The sequence below is a fragment of the Xanthomonas campestris pv. asclepiadis genome (assembly GCF_020784175.1).
GTDB classification, from domain to species: domain Bacteria; phylum Pseudomonadota; class Gammaproteobacteria; order Xanthomonadales; family Xanthomonadaceae; genus Xanthomonas; species Xanthomonas campestris_D.
Genome location: NZ_JAJGQM010000010.1, coordinates 1 through 17,277 on the forward strand (window position 1 = coordinate 1; position 17,277 = coordinate 17,277).

16 protein-coding genes are annotated in these 17,277 nt (G+C 65.3%); 12 read left to right on the top strand and 4 right to left on the bottom strand.

Annotated features, from left to right (window positions below; all coding sequences use genetic code 11):
• Window positions 1–205, top strand: a 205-nt coding sequence (locus LL972_RS06900; RefSeq protein ID WP_228326946.1) for a hypothetical protein, incomplete at its 5' end; no start/stop codon positions are given.
• Between the two features lie 286 nt (window positions 206–491).
• Here the strand turns inward: LL972_RS06900 and putA are convergent.
• Window positions 492–3,692, bottom strand: a complete 3,201-nt coding sequence (putA, locus tag LL972_RS06905; protein WP_228326947.1) for a bifunctional proline dehydrogenase/L-glutamate gamma-semialdehyde dehydrogenase PutA — start codon at window positions 3,690–3,692, stop codon at window positions 492–494.
• 290 nt (window positions 3,693–3,982) lie between these two features.
• Here putA and LL972_RS06910 point away from each other — a divergent pair, with 290 nt between their 5' ends.
• From LL972_RS06910 to LL972_RS06935, 6 genes are read left to right on the top strand one after another with little or no spacing between them, the layout of a single operon-like run.
• Window positions 3,983–4,459, top strand: coding sequence for a DUF2244 domain-containing protein (locus LL972_RS06910; protein ID WP_228327026.1), 477 nt, complete (start codon window positions 3,983–3,985; stop codon window positions 4,457–4,459).
• Window positions 4,460–4,475: 16 nt separating this feature from the next.
• On the top strand, window positions 4,476–5,426 hold the full coding sequence (gene coxB / locus LL972_RS06915; RefSeq protein ID WP_228326948.1) for a cytochrome c oxidase subunit II: 951 nt from the start codon (window positions 4,476–4,478) through the stop codon (window positions 5,424–5,426).
• 39 nt (window positions 5,427–5,465) lie between these two features.
• Complete coding sequence (gene ctaD / locus LL972_RS06920; RefSeq protein ID WP_228326949.1) at window positions 5,466–7,070, top strand: cytochrome c oxidase subunit I; 1,605 nt, start codon at window positions 5,466–5,468, stop codon at window positions 7,068–7,070.
• On the top strand, window positions 7,051–7,221 hold the full coding sequence (locus LL972_RS06925) for a hypothetical protein (RefSeq protein WP_228326950.1): 171 nt from the start codon (window positions 7,051–7,053) through the stop codon (window positions 7,219–7,221). Before ctaD ends, LL972_RS06925 begins: the two co-directional genes overlap by 20 nt.
• Window positions 7,218–7,814 carry a cytochrome c oxidase assembly protein gene (locus LL972_RS06930; RefSeq protein ID WP_228326951.1) on the top strand — a complete coding sequence of 199 codons (597 nt, stop codon included), beginning with the start codon at window positions 7,218–7,220 and terminating at the stop codon, window positions 7,812–7,814. Before LL972_RS06925 ends, LL972_RS06930 begins: the two co-directional genes overlap by 4 nt.
• Before the next feature lie 39 nt (window positions 7,815–7,853).
• On the top strand, window positions 7,854–8,729 hold the full coding sequence (locus LL972_RS06935; RefSeq protein WP_104535425.1) for a cytochrome c oxidase subunit 3: 876 nt from the start codon (window positions 7,854–7,856) through the stop codon (window positions 8,727–8,729).
• Window positions 8,730–8,827: 98 nt separating this feature from the next.
• Here the strand turns inward: LL972_RS06935 and LL972_RS06940 are convergent, their stop codons facing one another.
• The gene (locus LL972_RS06940; RefSeq protein ID WP_006449736.1) at window positions 8,828–9,046 is read right to left on the bottom strand and encodes a twin transmembrane helix small protein; all 219 of its coding nucleotides are present in this window, start codon (window positions 9,044–9,046) and stop codon (window positions 8,828–8,830) included.
• 60 nt (window positions 9,047–9,106) lie between these two features.
• Here LL972_RS06940 and LL972_RS06945 point away from each other — a divergent pair, with 60 nt between their 5' ends.
• The 4 genes from LL972_RS06945 to cyoE are packed head-to-tail and all read left to right on the top strand — an operon-like array spanning window position 9,107 to window position 12,508.
• A complete protein-coding gene (locus tag LL972_RS06945; RefSeq protein ID WP_228326952.1) occupies window positions 9,107–9,832 on the top strand; it encodes an SURF1 family protein in 726 nt (241 codons plus the stop codon).
• Between the two features lie 27 nt (window positions 9,833–9,859).
• Window positions 9,860–10,435: a hypothetical protein gene (locus LL972_RS06950; RefSeq protein WP_228326953.1), complete on the top strand. Its 576-nt coding sequence runs from the start codon at window positions 9,860–9,862 to the stop codon at window positions 10,433–10,435.
• A gap of 10 nt (window positions 10,436–10,445) precedes the next feature.
• On the top strand, window positions 10,446–11,609 hold the full coding sequence (locus LL972_RS06955; RefSeq protein WP_039816000.1) for a COX15/CtaA family protein: 1,164 nt from the start codon (window positions 10,446–10,448) through the stop codon (window positions 11,607–11,609).
• 2 nt (window positions 11,610–11,611) lie between these two features.
• Entirely contained in the window at window positions 11,612–12,508 is an 897-nt protein-coding gene (gene cyoE, locus LL972_RS06960; RefSeq protein ID WP_228326954.1) for a heme o synthase, read from the top strand.
• 217 nt (window positions 12,509–12,725) lie between these two features.
• Here cyoE and LL972_RS06965 read toward each other — a convergent pair whose 3' ends face one another.
• Both LL972_RS06965 and LL972_RS06970 read right to left on the bottom strand, forming a co-directional pair.
• Complete coding sequence (locus tag LL972_RS06965; RefSeq protein ID WP_228326955.1) at window positions 12,726–14,306, bottom strand: thioredoxin family protein; 1,581 nt, start codon at window positions 14,304–14,306, stop codon at window positions 12,726–12,728.
• 266 nt (window positions 14,307–14,572) lie between these two features.
• On the bottom strand, window positions 14,573–15,577 hold the full coding sequence (locus tag LL972_RS06970; protein WP_228326956.1) for a bile acid:sodium symporter family protein: 1,005 nt from the start codon (window positions 15,575–15,577) through the stop codon (window positions 14,573–14,575).
• Between the two features lie 345 nt (window positions 15,578–15,922).
• On the opposite strand from LL972_RS06970, the gene LL972_RS06975 reads away from it, so the two are divergent.
• Window positions 15,923–17,134, top strand: a complete 1,212-nt coding sequence (locus tag LL972_RS06975; RefSeq protein WP_228326957.1) for a lipase family protein — start codon at window positions 15,923–15,925, stop codon at window positions 17,132–17,134.
• Window positions 17,135–17,277: the final 143 nt, after the last annotated feature.

Here is a 17,277-nt window from a genome sequence, read left to right on the forward strand (position 1 = left end):
AAGCCATGCGAGAGTAGGTCATCGCCAGGGGCTTTACCCGAAACCCTCCATCCAACAGGATGGGGGGTTTCTTTTTGCTCGCTATTTGGGTGCGATTGGCCAAAGCAGACAGCAGAAACCCACGAGCCACAAGCCACAAGCCAATGTGATGATGATGGCCCATGTCGGTCGCGGATCAAGGCAGGCAGTGCCGGTAGCCGGCTAGTGCGGCGGCGGATCGATCTTGGTTGCACTCCAACGCAGGCGCCGAGCCCTGCGACTATCAGGGCCTTGCGACGCATCAAGATCGAGGTGACTCGCTGACTGGGCTATTCTTCGCCGCGAAGCTGCTCATCGATACTGCGACTGCGTTCGACAAGCGTGTGCTTGACCACATCACTTATCGCCGTTGCATGAGGCATTAGCAGGGCACAAGCCAACAAAAACCCCGCGTGAGCGGGGTTTTTGTTGGTCCAATCGACTGCACTATGACGTTTGCATTGTGGCGAGGATCAGTCGCCCAAGGTCAGGAGGGAGGCATTGCCGCCCGCGGCGGTCGTGTTGACGGTGACGACCTTCTCGGTGGCGAAGCGCAGCAGGTAATGCGGGCCGCCGGCTTTCGGGCCGGTGCCGGACAGGCCTTGGCCGCCAAAGGGTTGTACGCCGACGACTGCACCGATCTGATTGCGGTTGACGTAAACGTTACCGACCGCAACGCGTGCGGTGATGCGATCGATGGTCTCGTTGATGCGCGAGTGCACGCCCAGGGTCAGGCCATAGCCAGTGGCGTTGATCTGGTCGATGACGGCGTCGAGTTGGTCGGCTTTCCAACGAATGACGTGCAGCACAGGTCCGAAAATTTCGCGCTGCAGCTGCGCCAGCGAGGTCAGCTCGTACGCACGTGGGGCGAAAAAACTCCCGTTAGCGGCGGCCGGATCCAGGGTGGTGGAGCCGATCAGGCGGGCTTCGCGATCCATGCGCGCCGCATGATCGTCGAGGATCTTGAGTGCATCTGCGTCGATGACGGGACCAACGTCGGTGGACAGGAGCGCAGGATCGCCGATCTTCAATTCCCCCATGGCGCCGGCCAGCATGGTCATGACCTTGTCGGCGATGTCGTCCTGCACGAACAGCACGCGGGCCGCCGAGCAGCGTTGGCCGGCGGACATGAAGGCGCTGGAGATCGCGTCCTTGACGACGGCTTCCGGCAACGAGGACGAGTCGGCGATGAAGGCGTTCTGGCCACCGGTTTCGGCAATCAGCACACCGATTGCGGCGTCGCGCGCAGCCAGGGTCCGGTTGATGACGCGTGCGGTCTCGGTGGAGCCGGTGAAGGCAACGCCCGCCACGCGCGGGTCATTGGTCAGCGCGGCGCCGACGGTGGCGCCGTCGCCAGGCAGGAACTGCACGACCGCCTCGGGGATGCCTGCTTCGTGCAAGAGCTTCACTGCGGCGTAGCCGATCAGGTTGGTCTGCTCTGCGGGCTTGGCAATGACGCTGTTGCCGGCGGCCAATGCGGCGGCGACCTGGCCGAGGAAGATGGCGAGCGGGAAGTTCCAGGGACTGATACAGACGAATACGCCGCGACCATGCAACTGCAGCTCGTTGGATTCGCCAGTCGGCCCGGGCAGGCGCTCGGGCGCACCGAACTGGGCGCGTGCCTGGCTGGCGTAGTAACGCAAGAAGTCGACCGCCTCGCGCACTTCGGCCACCGCGTCGGGCAAGGTCTTGCCGGCCTCCTTGACGCAGATGGCCATGAACTCGGGCATGCGCGCTTCGAGCAGGTCGGCGGCATGCTCCAGGATGGTGGCGCGGCTGGCGGCAGGCGTGCGGTTCCAGGCCGGCTGCGCGGCAGCAGCGGTTGCCAACGACGTCTGCACGGTTGCCGGATCTGCCGGCTGCCACTGCCCGACCGTTTCGCGACGGTCCGCCGGGTTGAGCACCGCCTGGGTGGGCGTGCTGATCACCGCGCCGGGCACCAGGGGGGCAGCCTTCCAAGGCTTGATTGCGGCGTTGAGTTGCTCGGCCAGCTGCCGCAAATCGTTGTCGTTGGCGAGGTTGGCGCCCATGGAGTTCTTCCTGTGTTGGTTCTGGCTGCGCAACAGATCGGTCGGCAGCGGAATCTTGGGATGCGGAATGGAGCCGAACGAGGACACTGCTTCGACCGGATCACGGATCAGGTCTTCGATGGCGACGTCCTCGTCGGTGATGCGATTGACGAAGCTGGAATTGGCGCCGTTTTCGAGCAGGCGTCGCACCAGGTACGGCAGTAGATCTTCGTGCGAGCCGACCGGTGCGTACACGCGGCAGGGCAGCCCCAGGCGATCGGCCGGAATCACTTCGGCATACAGGTCATCGCCCATGCCATGCAGTTTCTGGTGTTCGTAATGCTTGCTCGTGGCGATCGCGCGTACCGCCGCGATGGTCTGTGCGTTGTGCGTGGCAAACATCGGATACAGCGCATCGCTATGCGCGAACATGCGACGCGCACAGGCCAGATACGACACGTCGGTGTTCTGCTTGCGGGTAAAGACCGGATAGCCGGGATGACCTTCGATCTGTGCGCGCTTGATCTCCGCGTCCCAGTACGCGCCCTTGACCAGACGCACCGGAATCCGACGGCCGACGCGACGTGCCAGGTCGGCCAGGAAATCGATCGTATACGGCGTGCGCTTCTGGTAGGCCTGCACCGCCAGGCCATAGCCTTCCCATCCATCCAGCGACGGGTCGGAGAACGTGGCCTCGATGATGTCCAGCGACAGTTCCAGACGGTCGGCTTCTTCGGCATCGACGGTGTAGCCGATGCCGTAGGACTTGGCCAGTTGCGCCAGCTCGAGCACGACTGGTACCAGCTCGGCCATCACGCGCGCACGCTTGGCATGTTCGTAGCGCGGATACAGTGCGGACAATTTGATGGAGATGCTGGGCGCTGCGAATACATCGGTGCCGACGAAACTGCCGCTGCGGCCGATCGCATGGATGGCATCGCGGTACGCCTGCAGATAACGCTGCGCATCTTTCATGGTCAATGCGCCTTCGCCGAGCATGTCGAACGAATAGCGGTAATCGGCCTTGTCTCCCTTGCGCGAGCGCGAGAGTGCTTCGCCGATGGTGCGGCCCATGACGAACTGGTGGCCCATGATCTTCATCGCCTGGCGCACGGCCAGGCGAATCACCGGCTCGCCGACGCGGCCGATCAGGCGCTTGAACGCGCCCGGCACGTCGGCGCGGGTGAGGTCGTTGAGTTGCACCAGCTTGCCGGTGAGCATCAGGCCCCAGGTCGATGCGTTGACGAGCACCGAGTCGCTGCCGCCGACGTGCTTTTTCCAGTCCGCATCGCCGAGCTTGTCGCGGATCAGCTTGTCTGCGGTGTCCTGGTCGGGAATGCGCAACAGCGCTTCGGCCACGCACATCAGCAGGACGCCTTCTTCGCTGCCCAGGTCGTACTGGCGCATGAAGGCTTCGATCGCGCCCTGGTCCTGCGCACGTGCGCGCACGCGGGTGACCAGGTCGGCGGCCACCGCCTGCACCTTGGCCTGTTCGGCGGCTGGCAGACGCGCCTGGTCGAGTAACTCGCGGACGTGCTCGGTTTCGTCCTTGAGCCAGGCGGCGGTGATCGCCGCACGCAATGCGCCGGGTGCGGCAGGCAGCTCGGGCGCCAGCAGCGGGCGCGCAACTGAGGGAGAGGCAAGCGGGTCGAGCTGAGCGTTCATGCGAAGGGTGCCTGGGAATCCGTGCTCATTCTAGAGAGCCGCAGCCCCTGAGCACTTGTGTGGAAGCGGCAACTTTTCCGCCGTTTTGTGCACGTGGCCGGTGCAGGCCCGAAACAGACTCGATCCTTGCCGGCCGCAGCCGCGGGCATCGGCACATGCACCGGGAAGTGGTTGATTTACGCGTGTTTTTAGCTGCACTGCAGCAATCGAATGATTGCCGGAAACGCTTGCCGCATGCGTTCGTGCGGGTCTACCATCGGGCAATTCCCGCAGTGCGCTGCGTGTTGCCAATGATCGAAGTACTGCCGTTGATGTCCGAAGGGGTCGGGACGCAGTTGCGGTTGCGGCCTCCGCGGGCATTGTCGGCCAGGCAGTTCGTGCAGCTGTTCGCAGTCTTGGCGGGAACGATGTGGGTATTTGCGGGCCTGGGGTGGTGGACCGGCAATGCATTCGCGCCGGTGTTCGCCCTGTTGCACAGTGGTGTGGTGGCGCTGGCGCTACGGCAGTTGTGGCGAAGTGGCGAGCGCGAAGAAGCGATCCGGGTAGGGGAGACCGTTGTCGAGGTGTTTCCATCCGGACATGCGCCACCAGCGTTTCAGGCACATCCGCATTGGGTGCGGTTATGCATGGAACGCGACGACAGGGTGGTGCTGGTCAGCAGCGGCAAGCAGATCGAGATCGGAAGTTTTCTCGGGCCGGCCGAACGTGTGGAACTGGCAACTACGCTGAAACGCTTGCTCGTGGCCGCCAATGGCCGTCACCGATGACGTAAGGGTCTAGGCAATGACGCAACGCAGCAGCTGGAAGGCGACGTATTCGAAATTGGCTTTGGCGATGCTGGCGCTGTCGAGCGCTTCAGTCGCCTGGGCGCAATCGGCCGACCCGAAGGAATGGCAGCTCAACATGGGCCGCGGGGTCACCCAGACCGCGCGCATGGCCTACGAGGCGCACATGGTGGCGCTGTGGGTCTGCGTGGTGATCGGCGCGCTGGTGTTCGGTGCCATGGGCTATGCGATCTTCAAGTTCCGCAAGTCCAAGGGCGCGGTGGCTGCGCAGTTCAGTCACAACACCACGGCCGAGGTGTTGTGGACGGTGATTCCGGTGCTGGTGCTGATTGCGATGGCTTGGCCGGCGACGGCCAAGCTGATCGCGATGTACGACACCCGCGAGTCGGAAATGACCGTCAAGGTCACCGGCTACCAGTGGATGTGGAAATACGAGTATCTGGGCCAGGGCGTGGAGTTCACCAGCCGGCTGGCGCGCGAGTCCGACCGCATCCGCCAGAGTGGCGAGCGTCCGACCGCTGCCTCGCAACCGCATTACCTGTTGGATGTGGACAACCGCCTGGTGCTGCCGGTCGGGACCAAGATCCGTTTCGTGATCACCGCCGACGACGTGATCCATGCGTGGTGGGTGCCGGCCCTGGGCTGGAAGCAGGACGCCATCCCCGGCATCGTCAACGAGGCATGGACCAACATCGAGCAGCCCGGCGTGTATCGGGGCCAGTGCGCCGAGTTGTGCGGCAAGGACCATGGCTTCATGCCGATCGTGGTGGAAGCGCTGCCCAAGGCCGAATTCCAGCGCTGGCTCGCAGCGCGTCGCAGTGCCGGCGCAGCGCCTGCCGCAGCGCCCGGCACGCCGGCACCGGCGTCCATACCTGCAGCAGCGCCTGCCGGCGAGGCCGCTCCAGCCGCTGCGCCTGCTCCGGCCGCCGCGCCGACTGCCGCTCTTTAATCGCCCGCAACCGCATCGCTTCGTAGAGGTCGTTCCGTCATGGCGCATACCGCAGTCGATCACCACGGACACCACCAGCCCGGTTTCGTCGAGCGCTGGTTTTTCTCGACCAATCACAAGGACATCGGCACGCTGTACCTGCTGTTTTCCTTCGTGATGTTCATCGTCGGCGCGGCGATGAGCGTGGTGATCCGCGCTGAACTGATGCAGCCCGGGCTGCAGTTCGTCAAGCCGGAATTCTTCAACCAGATGACCACCGTGCATGCACTGGTGATGATCTTCGGCGGTGTGATGCCGGCCTTCGTCGGCTTGGCCAACTGGATGATTCCGCTGCAGATCGGCGCGCCGGACATGGCGTTGCCGCGCATGAACAACTGGTCGTTCTGGTTGCTGCCGGTGGCCTTCACCCTGCTGCTGCTGACGTTGTTCCTGCCGGGCGGCGCGCCGGCCGGTGGCTGGACGCTGTATCCGCCGCTATCGCTGCAGGGCGGCTACAACGTGGCTTTCAGCGTGTTTGCGATCCATGTCGCCGGCGTCAGTTCGATCATGGGTGCGATCAACATCATCGCCACCGTGCTCAACATGCGCGCGCCCGGCATCGACCTGCTGAAGATGCCGATCTTCTGCTGGGCCTGGCTGATCACCGCCTTCCTGCTGATCGCGGTGATGCCGGTGCTGGCCGGTGCGGTGACCATGCTGCTGACCGACAAGTTCTTCGGCACCAGCTTCTTTAACGCGGCCGGCGGCGGCGACCCGGTGATGTACCAGCACATCTTCTGGTTCTTCGGGCACCCGGAGGTCTACATCATGATCCTGCCGGCGTTCGGCGTGGTCAGCGAGATCATTCCGACCTTCAGCCGCAAGCCGCTGTTCGGCTATCAGGCGATGGTGTATGCGATCGCGGCGATCGCGTTCCTGAGCTTCATCGTGTGGGCGCACCACATGTTCACCGTGGGCATGCCGCTCGGTGGCGAAATATACTTCATGTTCGCCACGATGCTGATCTCCATCCCGACCGGGGTGAAGGTGTTCAACTGGGTCAGCACGATGTGGAAGGGCTCGCTGACGTTCGAATCGCCGATGCTGTGGGCGGTGGCCTTCGTGATCCTTTTCAGCATCGGTGGGTTTTCAGGCCTGATGCTGGCGATCGTGCCGGCAGACTTCCAGTACCACGACACCTATTTTGTGGTCGCGCATTTCCATTATGTGCTGGTCACCGGTGCGGTCTTCGCGCTGATTGCGGCGGTGTATTACTGGTGGCCGAAGTGGACCGGGCGGATGTACAACGAGGCCTGGGCCAAGTTCCATTTCTGGTGGACGATGGTGTTCGTCAACCTGCTGTTCTTCCCGCAGCATTTCCTCGGCCTGGCCGGCATGCCGCGGCGTATTCCCGATTACAACGTGGTATTTGCCGACTGGAACCTGATCAGCTCGATCGGCGCGTTCGGCATGTTCGCCACGCCGTTCCTGATGGCCGGCATCCTGCTGGCCTCGTTGCGCAGTGGCGCCAAGGCTGACGCACGTGCCTGGGAAGGCGCCAGGGGATTGGAGTGGACGGTGCCGTCGCCGGCACCGGCGCATACCTTCACCGTGCCGCCGGTGATCAAGCCTGGAGATCTTGCGCATGAAGACATCGGTCACTGAGTCCGCGCCGGCAGCGGTGACACGCCTGCTCTCGGCTGCCGAACGGCAGGCGCAACAGCGTCGCGCGGTGCGCCGTACGGCGATCACCGTCGGCATCATCGCGTTGCTGATCTACGCGGGTTTCATCATGTCGGGAATCGTGGGGCGGTGAACGCGCGGGCGCCCGCACCTGCACCGACTGCCGGCTTGTTCAAGCTGCTTGGCGTGGTGCTGGGCGTGTTTGTGCTGACCTTTTCGCTGGTGCCGCTGTATCGCATCGCGTGTGAAAAAGTCTTCGGCATCCGCATGGAGCGCGCACCCGGCAGCACGCGTGCCAATGCTGCGGCGACTGCAGGGCCTGGCAAACGCACGGTACGGGTGGAGTTCGATGCCGGGGTCAATTCCAAACTGCCGTGGACCTTCCATCCCGAGCAGATGACGATGGATGTGGTGCCGGGCGAACTCAACGAGGCGCTGTACTTTGCGCGCAACGATAGCGCGCGTGCGGTGGTCGGCAGTGCGGTGCCATCGGTTGCACCGGCGCGTGCGTCCGGATACTTCAACAAGACCGAATGTTTCTGTTTTACCGCGCAGACCTTGCAGGCCGGCGAAACGCGCGACATGCCGCTGCGTTTCATCGTCGACCCTGCGTTGCCGCCGGAAGTCACCACGATCACCTTGTCCTACACGTTCTATCGCAACGACACCCTGACCTCGGAGTTGCAAGGCGGTGGCGCATCCAGCGCGCCGCGCGCCGCGCCGTAATCCCTCATCCACACGCAGCACCGACACGGAAGCAACGCCATGGCCGACCACAGTCCCAACGCCGATGCGTATTTCGTCCCGAGCCAGAGCAAGTGGCCCTTTGTCGGGTCGATTGCGATGTTCGTGATGATGATCGGCGTGGCCAGCTGGCTCAACGATGCGGCATGGGGACGCTGGACGTTTTTCGTCGGCATGGCGATGCTGCTGGCGACCTTGTTCATGTGGTTTGGCGATGTCATCCGCGAATCCAATGCCGGGCACTACAACCGCCAGGTGGACGGCTCCTTCCGCATGGGGATGGTGTGGTTCATCTTTTCCGAGGTGATGTTCTTCGGCGCCTTCTTCGGTGCGCTGTTCTACACGCGCGTGCTGACGCTGCCCTGGCTGGGCGGCGAAGGCGATGGCGTGATGACCAACGAACTGTTGTGGAACGGCTACTCCGCTGCGTGGCCGACCAATGGCCCCGGCACGATCGGTGGGCAATTCCAGACCATTCCGGCCTGGGGCCTGCCGCTGATCAATACGCTGATCCTGCTCAGCTCCGGCGTGACCCTGACCATCGCCCACCACGCACTCAAGGGCGGTCGTCGCGGCGCGCTATTGCTGTGGCTGGGGCTGACCGTGCTGCTGGGCTGCGTGTTCCTGTTTCTGCAGGCGGAGGAATACATCCACGCCTACACCGAGCTCAATCTGACGCTGGGATCTGGCATCTACGGCTCGACCTTCTTCATGCTCACCGGCTTCCACGGCATGCACGTGCTGCTGGGCACGATCATGCTGGCGGTGATGTGGCTGCGTGTCGCGCGTGGGCACTTCACCCGCGACAACCACTTCGCCTTCGAAGCGGCCGCGTGGTACTGGCACTTCGTCGACGTGGTGTGGCTGGCGCTGTTCCTGTTCGTGTATGTACTTTGAGGGCGGGGAGTGGGGAGTCGGGATTGGGGATTGGCAAGAGCGATCCGCGTTTGCTGTTACCAATCCCCAATGCCGACTCCCCAATCCCGTCGGCCGCATCAGCGGCCGAGCCCATGCGGCTTGATCCAGCCGGTATAGATGCCCAGGATCACCACGGCGATCAGTGCGACTGAGAGGCCGATGCGCCAGGTCAGTGCGTTGACGGTACGCTTGGTTTCGCCACGGTCGGTGAGCAGGTAGTACAGGCCTGCGCCCAGGTTCCACAGGATCACGATCAGGAAGGCGACAATCAGCAACGTCTTGAGCGAATCGTTCACAACAGCCCCGGTGGTCGTCGGCGTGGTAGCGGCATTGCACGCCTTTTTGCGTCGCTTGTCATGATGCGCAAGCACACGGCGGTGCTGGGATGGTGCCTGGCCGTGCTGGTCAGCGCGGGTTTTGTGGCGCTTGGACAGTGGCAGCTGCAGCGCATGCACGACAAACAGGCGTTGCTGGAACGCGCGGCGCAGGTGCGGCAGACGCCGTTGACCCTGGTGCAGGCCCTGGCCACGCCGCATGCGCTGGCCTGGGTGAGCGGGGACGTGTGGTTCCTGCCGCAGCAGGTGCTGCTGGACAACCAACTGCATGCGGGGCGCGCCGGTGTGCGGATCTATCAACTTGCCGCGCCGCAAGGCAGCCCGGTCACGCTGCTGGTCGATCTGGGCTGGCTGCCGTTGCCGGCCAATCGGCAGTTGCCGACGATCACGCCGCTGCAAGGGACCCATGCACTGCGGGGGTTGCTGGGTGCGCCGCCCTCGGCCGGGCTTGCGATGGGGCCGGCGTTGTCGGCTGCCGATGCGCCGCAGACCTGGCTGGCTACGCGTCTGGAGACCACCGCCCTGCGCAGTGCGCTTGGCAGGCGCGACATTTCGTCGCAGGTCCTGCGCCTGGATCCGGCCCTGCCGGTCGGTTACGCACGCGACCTGGAGATGCTGCCGAATACGCTGCCACCCGCGCGGCACTTGGGTTATGCGGTGCAATGGTTCGGTCTGGCCGCAGCCGTGCTGGTCACCGCGACGCTGCTGACGTGGCGTGCGCGTCGCCGCCGTCGACGCGGGCACTGACGCCTGCGGCATGAGAAAATCGCCGGCATGACCTCCTCCCCATCGGCCACGCCGCATTCGGTCAAACGCGGCCGCAGGATGCTGATTGCCCTGGCGGTGCTGTTCTTCGGCTCGATGTTGCTGGCCGGCGTGCTGCGCTTCTCCGGATGGCAGCCGGCATCGATGCGCAATCACGGCGAATTGCTCAAGCCGCCCGCCGACCTGCGCGGGTTGGTGCCGGTGCGCGCGGACGGGCAGCCGTATGCATGGACGCCTGCCGAACGCGTGTGGCGGGTTGCGCTCGCACCGCCTGCCAGTTGCACGCAGCAGTGCGTGACGCTGGCGGCCGAACTGGACAAGGTGTGGCAGCTGCTCGGGCATCGCGCCGACAAGGTGGAGGTGTTGTGGATCGGCACCCCGCCGGCCGGGTTGCCGCCGATGCCGGCCCTGCGTGTGCTGCGCGACGACGCGCGGCTGCGGCAGGGCCTGCCGCGTGCCGACGATGCCGCCGGCGTGCCGGTGTATGTGATCGACCCGAATGGCTTCGTGATCCTGCGGTATGCCCCGGGGTTCGACCCGGCCGGCCTGCGTGCCGATCTGGTCAAGCTGCTGAAACTGATGTGAGCCCGTTTCGATGAATCTGTTTGCGCCACCGGCATTGTTCCGCCACTTCCATCGCATGGCCTGGCTGGCTGCGTTGTTCACTGCGAGCACGATCCTGTTCGGGTCGTTCGTGCGGCTGTCCGATGCCGGCATGAGCTGCCCGGACTGGCCGACCTGCTACGGCCGCGTCACCTGGCCGCAGACCAGTGACGAAGCCAATACGCATGTGGCCAGCAAGATCCGGCCGCTGGAATCGCACAAGGCCTGGCGCGAGCAGGTGCACCGCTTCCTGGCCGGCGCGCTCGGGGTGGAGGTGCTGGTGCTGTCGTTGCTGGCGGTGCGCCGCCGCCGCATGGGCATCGCCCAGGTGGTTTCTGCCGCGGTGCTGGTGGCGTTGTCGATTCCGCTGTACATGTCCGGCTGGCACACCCTGGCGTTCGGCGTGGCGATCGCGGGCGAGGCGATCCTGCTGCTGGCGGCGCTGCGCTGGAGCAATATCGATCTGGCACGTGCGGCGGTGCTGACGCTGGCGGTGGTGATTTTCCAGGCGCTGCTGGGCATGTGGACGGTGACGTTGCTGCTCAAGCCCATCGTGGTGATGGGCCATCTGCTCGGCGGCATGCTGATGTTTTCGCTGCTGGTGTGGATGGCCTGGCGCGCGACCCACTTGCCGATCACGCTGGCGGACGCATCGCGGCTCAAGTGGCTGTTGCGCGCGGGCGTGGCGGTGCTGGGCCTGCAGATCGCGCTTGGCGGCTGGGTCAGTGCCAATTACGCGGCGCTGGCCTGTGGCGGCGGCAGCTGGTCGGCCGACAATTTCCCGCGTTGCGTCAGCCAGTGGTGGCCGCCGCACGACTTCCGCGAAGGCTTCACGCTGTGGCGCGGGATCGGTGTGGATTACGAAGGCGGTGTGCTCGATGGTGCTGCGCGTATCGCCATCCAGATGGCGCACCGGTTGTGGGCAATTGCGACGGCGCTGTATCTGTGGTGGCTGGCCTGGCGTCTGTCGCGCTCGCCGGGCATGCGCGTGTGGGCCGGTGCGCTGGCGGTGCTGGTGGCGGTGCAGGTGACGCTGGGCATGCTCAACGTCAAGTTGGCCCTGCCGCTGGAAGTGTCGGTGCTGCATAACGGCGGCGCGGTCGCACTGTTGTTCGTGCTGGTCTCGCTGCTGGCGCGGCTGCGCGCGCCGGAGTGAGCATGGCTGTCAGCGCGCGCGATTACTGGGACCTGACCAAACCCAAGGTGGTGGCACTGATCGTGTTCACCGCGTTGGTGGGCATGTTCCTGGCCATCCCTGATATGCCGACTTGGGTGCAGGTACGCACCGGTGCGTTGGGCTTTCTGGGCATCTGGCTGGCGGCATCGGCCGCGGCGGCGATCAACCAGTTGCTGGATGCCAAGATCGACGCGCAGATGGCACGCACCTCATGGCGGCCACTGGTGGTGGGCAAGGTACGGCCGTGGCAGGTGCTGCTGTTTGCCAGCGTGCTGATCGTGATCTCCATGACCCTTCTGGTGGTCTGGGTGAATGTGATCACCGCGGTGCTGACGTTTGCGTCGCTGATCGGTTACGCGGTGATCTACACCGTGTACCTGAAGCGGGCGACCTCGCAGAACATCGTGATCGGCGGCCTGGCCGGCGCCACGCCGCCGATGCTGGGCTGGGCCGCAGTGACCGGCTTGCCGACCAGCGCCGACTGGATCAATGCCTCGCTGCTGGTGCTGATCATCTTCATCTGGACGCCGCCGCATTTCTGGGCGCTGGCGATCTTCCGGCGTGCCGATTACGCCAAGGCGGCGATCCCGATGTTGCCGGTCACCCACGGTGTGCCGCATACGCGCAAGCAGATCCTGGTCTACACGGTGCTGCTGGCGATCGTGACCTTGCTGCCGGTGGCGGTGGGCATGAGCGGGCTGTTCTACCTGGGTGGCGCGGTGGTGCTCAACGTGGTGTTCCTCTGGTACGCCTGGCGCATGCTCGACCCGCCGGACGAGCTGTTCTCGATGAAGATGTTCGGTTACTCCATCGTGTATCTGATGGCGCTGTTCGCGTTCCTGATGGTGGATCACCTGCTGTTGCCGTGGGTGCGCTAGCGGCAGCGCAGTGAAGCCCGCCACCGCCAACAGCCATCGGTAGACCTGCCAGGCCGTTGTCGGAGTGAGCTGGCCGGCGGCTGGAACCGGCCCATCTCGCTGGTACCCGCCGGGTGCGCGCGTGGTCGGGCATCCGGCGGCCAACCGCCAAACCGCCGCTGCGATGGTGTCAGCGTGGCCACACTCGCGGTGCGGATGGCTGCGCCGGCATGCCGGCTCAGCTCAACCAGTTGGCGCATTCGCTGGTGTTCTTGCTGCCGCAGCTGCTCTGCATCTTCTGCTGCAGGCGCGTCAGCACCGCATTGCCTTCCTGGCGATGCTGCCTGCTCCAGGTCTTCAAGGTGGCGCCCAGCGTGGCGAAGCGCTGCCGGGTGCGTTGGCGGTAGCCATCGGGTTGCCCGGCCAGCTCGCCGATCACCTGCGTGGCAGCGGCTTCGATGCCGGCGGTGTCGTCCGGGCTGAGCCTGACCAGGCCATCCACATACATCACGCCCCATTGCACGCGGGTGGCCGGTCCTTGCGCGCTTTCGTACGCCTTCCTGAGCCAGGACAGCGCGGTCTTCTTATCGCCGCGTTGTTCGGCCAGATCGGCCAGTTCGGGCATGTAGTAGTACGGCGTCTTGCTGCGCGTCAACTCGGCCAGCAGCAACTGTTCGGCGCCGCTGTTGTCGCCCACCTCGCCGAGCAACGCTGCGGCGGTGCTGATGGTGGACTGGCGCTCCTCATGGGTCCTGGCGGTGTCGGTTGCCCATTGCACGCGTTGCTGCACGGTGTCGACCACGGCCTTGGGCAGCGGCGGTTGCGGGCCTTTGGCCTCGGTTTCGGTGGGCTGGCCTTGCGCCAGGCGGGCCAGCTGGATCCGTGCGTACGCGGTGCCGAGCCGGTCGGCGATCGGCAGGGCGGTGTCGGCATAGACCTTGTCCAATGCCAGATTCAGCGCATTGGACAGGGTGGTGCGCTCGCCAGCATCGCCGCTGGCAGCGGCAACCAGCCGTGCGGGCATGTAGCTCAGCGTGCCGAGATTGGCGCGGACCTCTGCCGGATCGGCTAGCACCGCTTCCAGCAACGCGCGCGACGCCGCGCTGGCGGCGGGCGGCTCCTTGGCTGCGGTAATCGCTGCCAGGGCGAAGCTGCGCTGCAGGGCCGGCTGTGGCGCCGACCTCGACAGGCGCGTGAGCACATCGACGGCCTGCTCCGGCTTGACCAGCCGGTCGTCGGTGCCCCAGGCGTAGTTGCCGAGCACGGCCCAGTCGTCCGCGCTGAGTTGCTGCGGACTCTTCAATGCGGTGTCGAGCAGTTGCTTGACGGTGCTGGTGCTCTTGGCCGCCACGCGCAAGACATCGGCCAGACGCGCGTTGTCGGCATCGCCGGCCAGGCGGGTGATCTCGCTGCGATCCGGACGCAGCACGATGATGGTCGGGTAGCCCTTGATGCCGAAGCGCTCGCCCCAGGCCTGCGCGCCCTCCGAATCGCCGTCCAGATGCACCGCCACGAATAGCTGGGTGCGGGCGATGAAGGCCGGGTCCTTGAACAAGGTGGACTTCAGGCGATTGCAGGGCGGGCACCAGGCCGCCCCCCAGTACAACAGGATCGGCTTGCCGCTCTCCCTGGCCTCGGCGAAGGCGTCGTCGACATCGCCCTCGCGCCAGGCGATGCTGGACGCGGGGGCAGGCGTGGCCGTCGTCTTGGTCTGTGCCGGGGCTGATGGCGTGGCGGGCTTGTTGCAGGCAGTGAGTGTGGCCAGCACCGCCAGCAGCGCGATCAGGGACGGGGCAGGGCGTCGGAACGACAGCGTCATGGCAATCACCGATGGGGGACGGCAGAAGGTGGATCGAACACTCTAGCGAGCGGCACTGTGCCAGCGTCGGAGTGCGTCATAACCGTTGTATATCTGCTTACAACTGGCACCGACACCCAACGCGAACCGGTGTCGCGCCGGGCGTAGCGGCCTGGCGATGGCGGCGCAGGCAACGCGCCGGCGGCAAGCAGGCCTTTGCCTGACACGCAGCGCGGGCGGCGCCGGCTGTCATCGATCAGACCAGCGTTGTGCAATGGCCGTCAGGTTCAATGACCACCGGCATCGGCCTGCGTCTCGCCCGGTGCGGTGCGCGCATAACGCGCGGCCACGAAGGCGCAGACAATCAGCTGCAGCTGGTGATACAGCATGATCGGCAACACGATCGCGCCCAGGCCACCGCCGGCAAACATCACCTTGGCCATCGGCACGCCAGTGGCCAGGCTCTTCTTCGAGCCGCAGAAGACGATCGCGATCTCGTCGGCGCGGTTGAAGCGCAGGCGCCGCGCGATGAAGGTGATCGAGAGCATCGCCACCGCCAGCAACAGCGCGGCCGCACCGAGCACCGCGAGCAGGGCCGGCAACGGCGTCTTCTGCCACAGGCCTTCGTTTACCGACGCGCTGAAGGCGGTGTAGACCACCAGCAGGATGGTGCCCTGGTCGGTGTAACGCAGCACGGCGCGATGCCGTTCGACCCAGCCGCCGATCCACGGGCGCATGAAATGGCCAGCCAGGAACGGCACCAGCAACTGCAGCAGGATCTTGCCGATCGCTTCGGCCGGGTGCGCCATGGCGCCCTGACTGCCGACCAGGGCACCCATCAGCAACGGTGTGAAAAACACCCCCAGCAGGCTGGAAAGCGAGGCGGCGCACACGGCTGCCGGCACATTGCCGCGCGCCATCGAGGTGAAGGCGATCGACGATTGCACCGTGGACGGCAACGCGCACAGGAACAGCACGCCGATATAGAGCTCCGGTGTCAGCGCAAGATGCGCGAGCGGTTTGAACAACAGCCCGAGCAGCGGGAACAGCACGAAAGTGCAGGCCAAAATCAGCAGATGCAGGCGCCAATGCAGCGCGCCGGCCTTGACCGCCTCGCGCGATAGGCGCGCGCCATGCAGGAAGAACAGCGCGGCGATCGCCACGTCGGTGACATCGTCCATGATCGCGGCGGCGGTGCCCGAGACCGGCAGGAACGAGGCGAGCGTGACCGTGCACAGCAGCGCGAGGGTGAATGGATCGATGCGCAACCGCGCCAGCCAGTGTTTGATCATCGTGCGTATTGGGGGGAGAGACGTCTGCAGAGTGCCATTGTAGGGGCCAGTGTGCAGCGTGCGAGTCAGTTGCGCAGCGCAAGGCGGGGACGGATGCATTCTTGCCCTGGCTCTGGCCCGAGTGTGCGGTTGCGCCTGCCTGCAGCGGTGCAGACGGCGCCGCGTGGGGTGATGAGCGATTCGTGCGATGCGTCGAGATTCCGCTGCGCGAGCGCTTCTGGCACGCACATCCTTTGTTAGATTCCGGTTGCACATGTCGCGCGCATCCGTGCCCGAACGGTGCCCGCATGCCGCGTCCGTGTTCGATCGTGTTTCCACGCAAGGCCTAAGGAAAGGAGCCGGTCCATGCGCTACGACCAATATCAACAGACCTTTGCGCTTTCCGCCCTGGCCAACTGGGTAGGTGATCGCAGGGGCAGCCAGCCGGCGTTGCAGGCGGACTACCAGGCCACGTTGCTGCAGACGCTGGCATCGGCCGACACTCAGGACAGGATCGGCGACTGGCAACTGGTGTGGGGGCCGCAGGTCTGGCAGGCGGCCGATTCGTCGCTGTCGGGCAATGCCATGTACGTGGCCCATACCGACGCCATGCCGGGCATCGGCGAGGCGTATGTGGTCGCGCTGAGCGCCACCAACCCGGAGTCGCTCTACGACTGGTTCACCGAAGACTTCGATGTGTCCTCGGTGGTGGATTTTGCGACCTACACGCCGTTGCTCGGCACCGCGCCGGTTGCGGCGAAGAAACCCGTCAAGCCAGGTTCGGCGGTCATCTCGATGGGCGCCGCTACCGGTGTGTGGCATCTGCTCAACATGGTCAGCCCCTCCACCGCACTGGCGCCGAACACGACGCTGGCGGATTTCCTGCAAGGGCTGGATGGCAGCAAGGCGACGGTTATCTTTGCCGGGCATAGCCTGGGCGGTGCGCTGTCGCCGACCTTGGCGACCTGGTTGAAGACCAACGGCAAGCTGGACAATTTCAGCGCCGTGCACTGCTATCCCACCGCCGGCGCCACGCCGGGCAACGGCGGGTTCGCCGCGCTGTATGCACAGGCATTGCCCTCTCCAGCACCGGGCGCGGCGCCATATCAGATCTGGAATGCCGACTTGTGGAACACGCTCGATTGCGTGCCGCATGCGTGGACCGTGCCGATGCTCAGCCAGATCAAGACGCTGTACGGGAATGCGCCGATCAAGGAGATCGATGTGCTGGTCGATGTGGCCATCGCCAATGCGGTGGCGTCCACGGTGAGCTACCGGCAGATCGGCAACCAGCCGCTGACCGGGATGCTCACCGGCACCCCCACCACGGTCGTGCAATTCCTCGAGCAGATGGCCTACCAGCACACCACCGCCTATCAGGCGCTGATTGCTCCGGGGCTCACGCCCGTGCCTGGCACGCCGCAGACGCAGAGTGCCGACGGCGCGCCCGCGCGCGATGCGCTGGTCGAGCGGCTGACCGCGCATGCCGGCCAGGCCGCACTGGCCGATGCCGACAAAATCGAAGCGGTCAGCGCGGCGCTCGGCTCGATGGCCAGGACCTTGTTCAAGCAGCTCTGAGCGCGCGCCTGCATGCACCTGCCAAGGCTGGCCGGGTGGGTCGGCAACAGGTGGTCTGACAACGTGCGCCGGGTGTTCAGCGCACGCCTGGACGCAGACGCAGCAGTGCGCGCAGCCCGTGCAAGGTCGGCCTCGTCGAGTCC